This is a genomic window from Curvibacter sp. Hmag1.1, assembly GCF_059769165.1.
Genome location: NZ_JBMBGX010000002.1, coordinates 910,649 through 922,694, shown reverse-complemented (window position 1 = coordinate 922,694; position 12,046 = coordinate 910,649). Strand labels below are relative to the sequence as shown.

Sequence of the window (12,046 nt, the reverse complement as noted above, 5' to 3'; positions counted from 1 at the left end):
CGCCACCTCCTGCGTCTTTGAAGCTCACCACCATGAACGCCTACCGCGCCTCTCTCCTCTGGTTTGCCCCCCGCAGCGAGGGCGTGGCCCGTGCCTTGTATGAGCAGGACGGCCTGCTGGTCGTCGGTCCTGATGCACGGGGGCGGCAGGTGGTGCAGGCCATCGGTGCGTACAGCACCGTATCCAAGCAGTACCCGCAGGTGCCGGTACAGCATTTTCCCGGTCGCATCATCGCGCCGGGGTTTATTGACCTGCACATTCACTATCCGCAGATCGACGTGATCGGTTCGCCCGCCAGCGGCTTGTTGCCCTGGCTGGAGAACTACACCTTCCCTGCAGAAAATCGCTTCTCCGCGCCCGACCACAGTGCGCAAGCAGCTGCGTTTTTTATAGCAGAGCTGCTGCGCAACGGCGTGACCACCGCGCTCACCTTTGCCACTTCGCACCTGGAGTCGGTGAACGCTTTGTTCACCGAGGCGCAAGCCCGGCGCATGCGCCTGATCACCGGGCTGGTGCTGATGGACCGCCATGCGCCGGACTACCTGGTGAACCAGGGGCAGGGCAGCGTGAGCGGCACCGAGCAAAGCCTGCGCGACACCGAGTCGCTGATCCAGCGCTGGCACGGCGTGGACCGCCTGGGCTACGCCATCACCCCGCGCTTTGCGCCCACCAGCACCGATGCGCAGTTGCGCGGCGCGGGCGAATTGGCCAAGCAATACGGTGATGTCTGGATCCAGAGCCATGTGGCCGAGAACAAAGACGAAATCACCTGGGCGCGCGAGCTGTTCCCGGCGTCCCGCTCCTACCTCGCCACCTATGACGATTTCGGCCTGATGCGTGAACGCGCCATCTACGCCCACTGCATTCATTTCGATGACGACGACCGCGCCTTGATGCGCGACACCGGCGCGGCCGCGGCCATTAGCCCTACCAGCAATCTGTTCTTGGGTAGCGGTTTCTTCGATTACGAGGGCGCCGACCGCGTGGGCTACCAGTACGGCCTGGCCAGCGATGTGGGCGGCGGCACGTCGTTCAGCCCCTTCCACACCATGCTGGCGGCTTACTACGTAGGCCGCGAAGGCCAGACCAAGCCCGGCCTCTCTTTAACACCCCAACACCTGTGGTGGCAGCACACCGCCGGTGCCGCAGGCGCCTTGGGGCTGGACGGTGCGAACGGTGGACCCGCAGTGGGCAACCTGCTGCCCGGTTGCGAGGCCGACTTTGTGGTCCTCAACCCCCAAGCCACACCGCTCCTGGCCCGCAAGACAGCCTTGGCGTCCAACCTTGACGAGCTGCTGTTCAGCCTGATCGTGTTGGGCGACGACCGTCTGGTCGAGAAAACGGTGATTTCTCAAGCCATTTAAGCCTTTGGCGCCCGTGGATGTTGCGCGAGTAGCTCCTGCTTTTGTAGCGAATGCGCTCCTGCACTTCGCACTGTTCCCAAGGAATTCATGCATTCAAAAGAAGACGCCACCCCGTTGACACGGTTTCAGGTGGTATTGGTCATCCTCGCACTGGCTTGCGGAGGCTTCGGTATAGGTACGGGTGAATTCGCCATCATGGGTTTGCTGCCGGATGTGGCCGCCACGTTTCAGGTCAGCACGCCGCAGGCGGGTTATGTCATCAGCGCTTACGCCTTGGGTGTGGTGGTGGGGGCGCCGCTGATTGCCATTGCCGGCGCCAAGGCGTCGCGCCGTTCCCTGTTGCTGATTCTGATGTCGGTGTTCACCGTGGGCAATCTGGCCAGTGCATTGGCGCCGGATTTCCTGAGCTTTACAGTGCTGCGGTTTCTGACAGGGCTGCCGCACGGTGCGTACTTCGGCGTTTCGGCGCTGGTGGCTGCCTCGCTGGTGCCAGTGCAGATGCGGGCGCAGGCGGTGGGCTACGTGATGATGGGCCTCACCGTCGCGACTCTCCTGGGTACGCCGGTGATGGCGTTTTTCGGGCAATCGTTGAACTGGCGGGTGCTGTTCCTTTCGGTGGGTGCGATCGGCGCGCTCACCGTCACACTCATCTGGCTTTATCTGCCGCGCGACAAGCCCACCGAGGGCGCGGGTGTCATGCGTGAGCTGGTGGCGTTCACCCATCCCCAAGTCTTGCTGACCCTCACCTTGGCGGCAACCGGCTTCGGCGGCATGTTCTCCATCTTTTCGTACATCGCCGGGACCGCCACTGAGGTGGCACACATGCCTGCGGGCATGATTCCGGTGATCATGGCTTTGTTCGGTGTGGGCATGAATGTGGGCAATGTGGTCGGTTCCAAGCTGGCAGACATTGCCTTGATGGGCACCATAGGCGGCATGCTGGTGTTCAACATCGTCGTGATGAGTTTGTTCAGCCTGACAGCAGGTTCACCCTGGATGCTATGCACCTGCACGTTTTTGATCGGCTGCACCTTCGCCGCCGGCCCGGCCATTCAGACCCGCTTGATGGATGTGGCTGCCGATGGCCAGACATTGGCCGCAGCTTCTTTGCACTCTGCATTCAATGTGGCCAATGCGTTGGGTGCGTGGCTGGGCGGCTTGGTGATTGCCTTTGGTTACGGCTACGCCGCCACCGGCTATGTGGGCGCGGTGCTGTCATTCTTCGGTTTGTTTGTGTTCGCAGCGTCTGTCATGCTGGAGCGGCGCAGCAGCTTGGCACTCAGCCAAGCCTGAGCACAACATTCGCCATCCGCTGCCATTCACTCAGGGTTTCACAATCCCTGAGAAGTTCATGTCCTGCATTGGCCCCAGCGGGTTGTGGGTGACCTCCAGTTCATTCACCCACGGTTGGCCACCCCAGGCGCGATAGACGACCAGGTCGTCCACCATCAAGATGGTGGCACTGAAGCGCCAGCCCGTGGTTTCGGTGCGGCGGCTGAAGTTGGTTACATCCTTGAAAAAGCCTCCGGTGCGTGACTTGGTGATCTTGGAGATGATCAACTCGATGCCCCTGCAGTTGCCCCTTGCGGCGACACAGGTCAGGACGCCGGGGTCCAGGTCGTCCCGCGTCAGCATGGTGTTGGGCACAAAGAACTTGCGCACGATGTCTGCCTGCGTCAGGTGCGTCGCGTTGGGGTGGTTGGCGGGGTTGAGGTTTCCCACTTCAATCAGGTGCCAGTTGCTCTGCATGGGCACCAGCACTTCCACCGCCAAGCGCGCTTCGTCAAAGCTCGCAAAGGTGCTGGAGTCGGTTTGCGCACTCGGCAGCATGGCGGTACACCCGCTGCACAGCACCAGGAAGGGGAGGAGTAGGGTTCCGACGCGCATGACGTACCGTAGCGCCGGCGCCCGGACCCGTCTGTTCAACAGCGCACCCTTGGCGATGCGTTGGGCGCCGGATGCTAGACTGCCCAAAACCACTGCTTGCTATGAAAAACGACTCTCTGATTCACTGGCATTCCATGTTCATGGGCGTGGCGCTTCTGGCCGCAGCCCGTTCCAAAGACGCCCGCAAGCGCAATGGCGCGTGCATCGTCGGCCCGGACAACAAGATTTCCGGCGTGGGCTACAACGGCCTGCCGCGTGGCTGTGATGACCACGACGAGCATTACTGGCAGGACGACGACAGCGACCCGCTCAACTCGCGCCACAGCTACATCGTGCACGCCGAGCAGAACGCCATCCTGAACTGCACGTCCTTGCCGCTACATGGCTCCACCATTTATGCAACCCAATACCCCTGCCCGCGGTGCGTGCAGTCCATCATCCAGGTCGGCATCAAGCGGGTGGTGTACCTGGACAAAAAAGCACACCAGGAGCGCGTGAACGCCGCTTCCGAAAAGATGCTGGCTGATGCCGGTGTCGAGATCGAGTCCCTGCAAGCCTTGCAACCCGAATCAGCGGAATGGTCTGCTGAGCTGGCGCAGTTCATTGAAACCTCCACAACAAACCGTTAACCACTGCGGGCGAAAGACAGAACATGAAATGGGAAGGCAACCGCGAGTCCGATAACGTGGAAGACCGCCGCAATGGCGGTGGCGGGGGCTTCCGTGGCGGCAGTGGAGGTGGGCTCGGCCCTTTGGGCGCATTGCTGAGCGGACGCTTGGGGGTAGGTACCATCGTGATTGCCTTGCTGGGCGGATGGGTGCTGGGTATCAACCCCTTGACGATTTTGAGTGCCTTGAGCGGCGGAGCGCCCACGGCGCAGGTGCAGCAGGCACCTGCCCAACGCCCGCCGGCCGATGACAAGATGGCCAAATTTGTGTCCACTGTGCTGGCGGATACTGAAGATGTGTGGGGTGAGGTGTTCTCCAAAGGCGGCGGCACCTACCGTAATCCCAAGCTGGTGCTTTTCCGAGGATCCACACCCACCGCTTGCGGCCAGGGCCAGAGCGCCATGGGGCCCTTTTATTGCCCTGCGGATCAAAAGGTTTATATCGACCTCGGTTTTTACGAGACCTTGCAAAAACAATTGGGCGCGCCGGGTGACTTTGCACAGGCTTATGTGATCGCCCATGAGGTCGGCCACCACGTACAAAACCTGTTGGGCATCAGTGCCAAGGTGCAGGAAGCCCGTGGGCGCGCCAGTGAAGCCGAAGGCAACGCCCTGAGCGTGCGCCTGGAGCTGCAGGCCGATTGCTTTGCCGGTGTCTGGGCGCACCACGCCAACAACGCCCGCCAGCTCTTGGAAGAGGGCGATGTGGCGGAGGCCATGAATGCGGCCGCCAAAATCGGTGACGACGCTTTGCAGCGCGGCGCAGGGCGTGCCGTAGTGCCGGAGAGCTTTACCCACGGTAGCAGCGCGCAGCGCCAGCGCTGGTTCGACAAGGGCCTGAAAACCGGCAGCGTCAAGGGCTGTGACACGTTTTCCAGCCGGTCTATCTAGCCCCCACACTCCACGGGTGTGCGTGGTGGAAATCGGGAACTAGAGGATAATCGGGGTTTGCCCTGACTTCCTTTGGGCGACCCGCTATCGGATGGATAGCACTCTTTATGGCTATGCCTTACCGATTTGATCACTGAATTGACTCCCACTCCCGTGACCTCCAACGAGCTCACCGCGGACACGCCCACCATGGCTTTTGCCCAGCTGCAGCTGGCTGATCCTCTCGCCCGCGCAGTGGCGGAAATGGGCTACACCACCATGACGCCTATTCAGGCGCAGGCCATCCCCGTCGTGCTGACCGGGAAAGACGTGATGGGCGCCGCCCAGACCGGTACCGGCAAAACTGCCGCATTCGCACTGCCTTTGCTGCAGCGCCTGATGAAGCACGAAAACGCTTCCACCTCTCCCGCCCGCCACCCCGTACGCGCTTTGGTGCTGTTGCCAACCCGCGAGCTGGCTGACCAAGTGGCTCAGCAGGTCAAGCTCTACGCCAAGTACACCAACCTGCGCAGCGCCGTGGTGTTCGGTGGCATGGACATGAAGCCGCAGACCCTGGAGCTCAAAGCCGGTGTGGAAGTGCTGGTGGCGACCCCCGGCCGTTTGCTGGACCACATCGAAGCCAAGAACGCGGTGTTGAACCAGGTCGAGTACGTGGTACTGGACGAAGCCGACCGCATGCTGGACATCGGCTTCCTGCCGGACCTGCAGCGCATCCTGAGCTATCTGCCCAAGACACGTACCACCTTGCTGTTCTCTGCGACCTTCTCGCCCGAAATTAAGCGACTGGCGAACAGCTACCTGCAAAACCCGATCACGATTGAAGTGGCGCGCTCCAACGCCACAGCTTCCACCGTGGAGCAGCATTTCTACCGCGTCAACGACGACGACAAGCGCCACGCCCTTTTGCAGATCGTGCGCAGCAAAGACATCAAGCAAGCCTTTGTGTTCGTGAACAGCAAGCTCGGTTGCGCCCGACTCACGCGCGCCCTCGAGCGCGACGGTCTGCGCGCTGCGGCCCTGCACGGCGACAAGAGCCAGGACGAGCGCCTGAAAGCACTGGAAGCCTTCAAAAAAGGCGAAGTGGACTTGCTGGTCTGTACCGATGTGGCCGCTCGCGGACTGGACATCAAGGACGTGCCTGCCGTGTTCAATATGGACATTCCGTTCAACGCAGAAGACTATGTGCACCGCATCGGCCGTACCGGCCGTGCCGGCGCCTCCGGCCTGGCGGTGAGTTTTGTCGGTGGCGGCAACGATGCGCGCCTGGTAGCGGATATTGAAAAGCTGATCAAGACCAAGATAGAGCTGGAAGCCGTGGAGTTTGACGAAGACCGTCCGGACATCCGCAGCCAAGGCCGCATCAATGATGGCCGCCGCATGTACGCCGAAAACGGCGAGCAAGCCCGGGGCCCCCGCAGCGAAGGCCGTGGAGACAGTCGCGGTGAAGGCCGTGGCCGCAGCCATAGCAATGAGCGCGATGACGCCTACCGCACCCGCGCACCCCGCGAATACGGTCGTCCCGCTCCTGCGCCGCGTGATCCCTTCTTTGACAAGCCGTACGAACCCAGCGCCCCTGCGGCTGAAGCACCTGCTCCTTCCTGGGAGTCTGCGGCTAAACCTTCCAGCCGCGGCATTTCTGCCAACATCAAGCCCAAGCGCAAAGTCGCGGCACTGTTCAAGTCCGCCTGACCGGAAGTTTCGTGCTCAGTCCCCGGGAGCCTGGGACTGGGCGCACTTCACTTGCAGCAACTCGGTGTCCAGCCCGCCTGATACAGCGGGTGCCACACGCAGTGCACTGAGGCAACCACCCCACACGCAGCCGCTGTCCAAGGCAAAGGCATCAGGGCGGTTCAACCAGCCCAGCGTGGACCAATGGCCGAAGGCCACTGCATCGCCTGCGGTTTGGCGGTTCGGCGTATCGAACCAGGGCACATAGCCCGCAGGCGCCTCTTTTAGCCCTCCCGAATGCGCAAACTCCATGGTGCCCTCGGGCGTGCAGTAGCGCAGGCGCGTGAGCGCGTTGACGATCACCCGTAGCCTCTCTGCACCTTGCAAGCCGTCATCCCAGGTGTCAGGGCCATTGCCGTACATCTGGTGGAAGAAGCCTGCGGCATCCGGACTTTGAAGGGCAGCTTCGACCTCTGTGGCGAGTGCTATGGTTTTGGTAGCTGTCCACGCAGGTAGAACGCCGGCATGAACCATTAATAGTTTTGTATCTCCCACTTTCTCCAACAGAGCCAGCTTCTGGTGATGCAGCCAGTGCAGCAGGGCAGGGGCATCGTCGGCCAGAAGCAAATCGGTGAGGGTGTCTTTCTTTCCGGGTTTGCGTACGCCGTAGCTCACGGCCAACAGATGCAGGTCGTGGTTACCCAGCAGGCAGCGGGCTGAGGCGCCGTAGCGCATCAGGCGGCGCAACACGTCCGCCGACTCGGGGCCACGGTTCACCAGGTCGCCCAGCAGGTACAGGGTGTCGCGGCTGGGGGAGAAGTCGATCAGTCGGGTGAGTCGTTCCAGTGCGCTGTCGCAGCCCTGGATATCACCGATAAGGTACATTGCCATGGTCTCGATTCTCGCTTGGCTTTCATGGATTTCCTGCTCATTCTTGTCCTTACCCTGTTGAACGGCGTGTTCGCCATGTCGGAACTGGCGCTGACGGCCAGCCGCAAGGTCCGGCTGCAAACCATGGTCGAGACCGGAGACAAGGGGGCCAAGGCAGCCTTGGCCTTGCTGGACAACCCGACGCAGTTCTTGTCCGTAGTGCAGGTGGGCATTACCTCCATCGGCATGCTCAACGGCATTGTGGGTGAGGCCGCGTTCAGTGACGGGGTTGCCCAGTGGTTGTCTCACCACTTCACCATGTCACAGCGGGTGGCTGAGGTGTCTGCCACCGCATTGGTAGTGACCGGCATTACCTTCATCACCATCCTGTTCGGCGAACTAGTACCCAAGCGCATCGGGCAGCTATACCCTGAGACTGTGGCGCGTGCGCTGGCCATTCCCATGACCTGGGTCGCCACCGGCGCCAAACCTTTTGTGAAACTGCTGGCGTACGCCACGCAGGCCACCTTGCGCTTACTGCGCCTGAACGCCACCGACAACCGTGCGGTGACTGAAGAGGAAATCTCGGCCAGCCTGGAAGAAGGCGTGGACGCCGGCATCATTGAAGAGCACGAGCACCAGATGGTGCGCAATGTGTTCCACCTCGACGACCGGCCCCTGACCAGCATGATGCTGCCGCGTGTGGATATCGACTGGATGGAAGCCAACCTCAGCGTCCAGCAGGCTTTGGAGTTGGCTGGTGACACCCGTGACGATCATGGTCACTCCTGGTACCCCGTGTGCCGCGGCTCGCTGGACAACGTGGTGGGTGTAGTCAGTGTGTCGCGCCTGTTGGCCATGGGTGCCGGGTACAGCGGCACCGTGGACTCCTTGGCGGAACAAGCGGTATTCGTACCCGAGACGCTGACCGGTATGGAGCTGATTGAGCAGTTCCGCGTCAAGTCGGCGCGCATGGTGTTTGTGGTGGACGAGTACGGTGTGGTGCAGGGTTTGATGACCCCGCATGACCTGCTGGAAGCCATTACCGGCGAGCTGCAGCCAGATGCGCAGGAACAGGCATGGGCCACCCTGCAACAGGATGGCCAATGGTTGCTCGATGGTCTGATGCCGGTGGGGGAGCTCAAAGTCCGCTTGGACATTGAGGACGAATTGCCTGACGAAGAGCGTGGCCGCTACAACACCCTGGCAGGCTTATTGATGGCCGTCAGTGGTCAGTTACCGCAGCCCGGTGCGCAGATTGTGGTGGGCGAGTGGACCTATGAAGTCGTGACGCTGGAAGGCCGCCGCATCGATCAGGTGCTGGCGCGCAAGGTCATCCCGGCTTAAACCGCGCGGATCTACAGCCGGCCTGTGAGGCGGTAAGCCGCCAGCCCGACCAGCTCATTGAGCACCAGCTGCCAGTCAGAGACACCGCCCAACAGCGAATAGCGGGTCCATACCGTCACGTCTTCGGCGCGGTAGTCCACCGGGTACGCAGTGACATTCCAACCTGCTTTTTCAAATGTGGCCATGGAGCGAGGCATATGCCAAGCTGAGGTCATGAGCAGCCAGCGGTCTTGCGGGTTCACTCCGGGCAACTTGGCCGTGAGCACGGCGTTTTCGTAGGTGTTGCGGGACTCTGCCTCGTAACGCACCTGTACGGCAGGGATACGGAAGCTCTCATAAAACTGCCGGGCACGCGCTGCTTCACTGGGGCCACCGCCCGCCGGATCTCCTTCACCACCGGTATAGACCAAGGGCAAAGCCGGGTGTCGCAATGCCAGCGCTGCAGACACCGCCAAGCGCTCCCCGCCATCGTTGATCAGCGGTTGTAAGTGGCTTTGCTGCAAGCGCCCGGCCGCCGTGCCGCCGCCCAGCACCACCACCCCTGCGTACACGGACAAGTCGGCTGCCGGAGCGATTTCCGGGTAGCGGGACTCCAGGTTCCGTATCAACAGCTCGGGCAAGGGCTGCCATCCGATCAGCGCAAGGAGAAGCCCTGCAACCCCCAATGCACGTCGTGCTAGTACAGGTCGCTTTGCGGAGATAAGCCACGCCAGCGCCAAGCCCAGCAGCAACCAGGTCAGTGGCTGCGTGAACCAGCCCACGATTTTTGAAAAGATGAACATAAAAGCTATTGATTCGAACTGGTGATCTAAAAAATCAATCGAAATGAGTGATCACAGCTAGTGTAAAAATTCGAAATATTTATTAAAGTCTTCAAATACATTGATTTGAATAAATGAAATGAAAAAGACAATTTTGTCCGTTGAGGACGGGGTGGGGCTGCGACGATTAATCCGGATGACTCTGGAATATATGGGCTTTCACGTATTGGAGGCCGCGGATGGAGAGGAAGGCTTGTCAATGGTGCGTGAACATCGCCCTGACCTTGTACTGATGGATATCCGAATGCCGGGCATCTCTGGTCTGACTGCATCAGCCGTTATGCGTTCAGATCCGGAGTTGAGCTCCATCCCAATTGTTATGTTGACTGCCGCAGGCGCCACATCTGACATCGCAGCTGGCATGGCGTCCGGTGCCAAAGCTTATCTAGTTAAACCATTTCAGCCGGTTGAACTTATCGAAGTTGTCACTCGATTGATCGAAGAGGCCGATCCCGCTTTTGCGGCCCTACCCGGCATTGAGTATTGATCCCTTCGTAATTTTGCTGTTTATGGGCTGCGCATGTTGAAAGCCCCATCTTTTGTCAAACCATTGGAGTCAATTATTTGATTATTTTGGTTTTTACATTCATAATTGATTAAATGATTCGAAATATCAATTTCGTTTGTTTGTGTGCTGAGTTTGGCATGCTTTGCAGATCAAATTGCAACTGGAGCACCTAGATATGACCGTAGAACGCGACGTTTTGACGACCCAGCAGGCGGCCAAGCTCTTGGGCTTGTCGACCACCTCCGTCCAGAAGATGGTGATCAATGGGGAGCTGGACGCCTGGATCACCCCCGGTGGCCACCGGCGCATCTTCCGTAGCAGCGTCGATCAACTGCTGAACTCGCGCAACGCCGGTTTGGCAGGCGTGACCGGGAATCGCCCTCTGCGTATCCTGCTGGTCGAAGACGACCCGGTGCAGATTGCGTTTTTCAAAGCACTGCTGGCCCGCATAGGCCACTCGGTGCAGCTCACCATCATCAACCAGGCAGAGCAGGCGCTGGACCATATCCGCGCCCTGCGTCCTGACTTGCTGGTGACTGATCTGGTGATGGAGCCCATGGACGGATTTACCCTGGTGCAGGCCGTGGGTGATGAGCCCGGCCTCGAAAGGCTGGACGTAATTGCCCTGACCGCCATGTCCCCACAGGAAATCACTGAGGATGCCCGGCTGCCCACGCGCGTGGTGCGCTACCAGAAGCCATTGAGCGCCGACCGCCTATGCGGCTATCTGGATGCCCTCACCGTGAAGCTGCTGGAACAGGAAGCACTTTGCGTTTGAAGATTGCTATGGTTTTGGTAGCTGCTCGCGCATATTCCACGGGCGCAATTCATCGAATTGACTATAAAGACTGACCAGAAACCCACCGGCACCTACGCCATGACACCGACCTGCCCCCACAGTACCGTCAGTCCTTTGCAGGGCGCGGTAGACGCTGGCCTGCTGCTGTGTGAGCAGCCCGAAGTCCATGCGGAAGTGGAGTCCCTGCGCGCGCAACTAGGGCTTATGCAGAGCCTGCTGGATGCTGGTGACCAAGCGGTGTTGACACTGGCCAGCGCCGGTGAGTGTGTACCCGCCAATTCCCAGGCAGCCATGTGGTGGCCACAGGCCAGCCTGCAGGAGCGGGCTGAGTTGCAGCAATGGGCGCTGTCGACACCTGGCACGATTGCCGAGTGCACGCGGGTCTGGACCCATGGCAGCCGCAAGGTGCTGGCAGTTAAACGCGTACAGGTGGCGCCTGCGGTAGTGGCGCTTTACTTGCGCGACATCACCCAAGCCCACGATATCGATCGCATGAAGTCGGACTTTTTGTCCGCTGCGGCCCACGAGCTGCGCACACCTTTGGCCAGCATTTACGGCTTTGCCGAGCTGATGCTGGTCCGTACGTTGGGGCCTGAAAAACAGAAAGAACTGCTGGGCACCATCCACCGGCAGGCCAAGTCCTTGATTGATCTGATCAATGAGTTGCTGGACCTCTCCCGCATCGAGGCCCGTCAGGGCAAAGACCTGAACATCGTCTCCTGCCCCTTGGCCGCGTTGGTGGACAGTACTGTGGGCGGGCTGCATTACAAAGCCGAGAAGCACCTCCTTGTGTGCGATCTGCGCCATGGTGCCTTCATGGTGATGGCCGACCCGGAGAAGACCCGCCAGGCCCTGCTCAATGTGCTCTCGAATGCGGTGAAGTATTCCCCCCAGGGGGGCACGGTCACCATCTCTACAGCGCTGCGTGGCGTGGGGGGGCAGCAGCAGGTCGGCGTGCAGGTGCGCGATGAAGGCATGGGCATGGACGAAGCCCAATGCAGCCGCGCATTCGAACGTTTTTACCGAGCCCATCCGCTGGGCGATATCCCCGGCACCGGCCTGGGTCTGAGCCTGGTGCAGGAAATCATGCAATTGCAGCAGGGCGAAGCCGAGCTGAGCAGCGCCCCCGGCGCAGGCACCACCGTCACTTTGTGGCTACCTTCGCAAGAGCTGTTGCCGGATGACTGTGCTCCTGCCGAACCCCATTTGATGCATTGAAAAGCC

12 protein-coding genes are annotated in these 12,046 nt (G+C 60.6%); 9 read left to right on the top strand and 3 right to left on the bottom strand.

The genetic code is table 11. The annotated features are described in order from the left end of the window. Window positions 1-32: 32 nt before the first annotated feature. Both guaD and ACOAP0_RS04860 read left to right on the top strand, forming a co-directional pair. Entirely contained in the window at window positions 33-1,364 is a 1,332-nt protein-coding gene (gene guaD, locus ACOAP0_RS04865; RefSeq protein WP_498375351.1) for a guanine deaminase, read from the top strand. A gap of 87 nt (window positions 1,365-1,451) precedes the next feature. Then, window positions 1,452-2,657 carry an MFS transporter gene (locus ACOAP0_RS04860; protein WP_498375352.1) on the top strand — a complete coding sequence of 402 codons (1,206 nt, stop codon included), beginning with the start codon at window positions 1,452-1,454 and terminating at the stop codon, window positions 2,655-2,657. Window positions 2,658-2,687: 30 nt separating this feature from the next. Here ACOAP0_RS04860 and ACOAP0_RS04855 read toward each other — a convergent pair whose 3' ends face one another. Continuing rightward, a complete protein-coding gene (locus ACOAP0_RS04855; protein WP_498375353.1) occupies window positions 2,688-3,338 on the bottom strand; it encodes a hypothetical protein in 651 nt (216 codons plus the stop codon). 14 nt (window positions 3,339-3,352) lie between these two features. Between ACOAP0_RS04855 and ACOAP0_RS04850 the strand changes: the two genes are divergently transcribed. From ACOAP0_RS04850 to ACOAP0_RS04840, 3 genes are all read left to right on the top strand, one after another. Then, window positions 3,353-3,880 carry a deoxycytidylate deaminase gene (locus ACOAP0_RS04850; RefSeq protein ID WP_087497232.1) on the top strand — a complete coding sequence of 176 codons (528 nt, stop codon included), beginning with the start codon at window positions 3,353-3,355 and terminating at the stop codon, window positions 3,878-3,880. A 23-nt stretch (window positions 3,881-3,903) separates the two neighbouring features. Then, window positions 3,904-4,809: a KPN_02809 family neutral zinc metallopeptidase gene (gene ypfJ / locus ACOAP0_RS04845; protein ID WP_498375354.1), complete on the top strand. Its 906-nt coding sequence runs from the start codon at window positions 3,904-3,906 to the stop codon at window positions 4,807-4,809. Window positions 4,810-4,998: 189 nt separating this feature from the next. Further along, window positions 4,999-6,498, top strand: coding sequence for a DEAD/DEAH box helicase (locus ACOAP0_RS04840; RefSeq protein WP_498376093.1), 1,500 nt, complete (start codon window positions 4,999-5,001; stop codon window positions 6,496-6,498). 15 nt (window positions 6,499-6,513) lie between these two features. On the opposite strand, the gene ACOAP0_RS04835 is transcribed toward ACOAP0_RS04840, so the two are convergent. Further along, window positions 6,514-7,368: a symmetrical bis(5'-nucleosyl)-tetraphosphatase gene (locus tag ACOAP0_RS04835; protein WP_498391333.1), complete on the bottom strand. Its 855-nt coding sequence runs from the start codon at window positions 7,366-7,368 to the stop codon at window positions 6,514-6,516. 24 nt (window positions 7,369-7,392) lie between these two features. Between ACOAP0_RS04835 and ACOAP0_RS04830 the strand changes: the two genes are divergently transcribed. After that, window positions 7,393-8,694: a hemolysin family protein gene (locus tag ACOAP0_RS04830; RefSeq protein WP_087494755.1), complete on the top strand. Its 1,302-nt coding sequence runs from the start codon at window positions 7,393-7,395 to the stop codon at window positions 8,692-8,694. A gap of 11 nt (window positions 8,695-8,705) precedes the next feature. Here ACOAP0_RS04830 and ACOAP0_RS04825 read toward each other — a convergent pair whose 3' ends face one another. After that, entirely contained in the window at window positions 8,706-9,476 is a 771-nt protein-coding gene (locus tag ACOAP0_RS04825; RefSeq protein ID WP_498375356.1) for a YdcF family protein, read from the bottom strand. Window positions 9,477-9,594: 118 nt separating this feature from the next. Here ACOAP0_RS04825 and ACOAP0_RS04820 point away from each other — a divergent pair, with 118 nt between their 5' ends. From ACOAP0_RS04820 to ACOAP0_RS04810, 3 genes are all read left to right on the top strand, one after another. Further along, window positions 9,595-10,002, top strand: coding sequence for a response regulator (locus tag ACOAP0_RS04820; RefSeq protein WP_498375357.1), 408 nt, complete (start codon window positions 9,595-9,597; stop codon window positions 10,000-10,002). A gap of 196 nt (window positions 10,003-10,198) precedes the next feature. Beyond that, on the top strand, window positions 10,199-10,801 hold the full coding sequence (locus ACOAP0_RS04815) for a response regulator (protein ID WP_498375358.1): 603 nt from the start codon (window positions 10,199-10,201) through the stop codon (window positions 10,799-10,801). Between the two features lie 57 nt (window positions 10,802-10,858). Then, window positions 10,859-12,040, top strand: coding sequence for a sensor histidine kinase (locus tag ACOAP0_RS04810; RefSeq protein WP_498391331.1), 1,182 nt, complete (start codon window positions 10,859-10,861; stop codon window positions 12,038-12,040). Window positions 12,041-12,046: the final 6 nt, after the last annotated feature.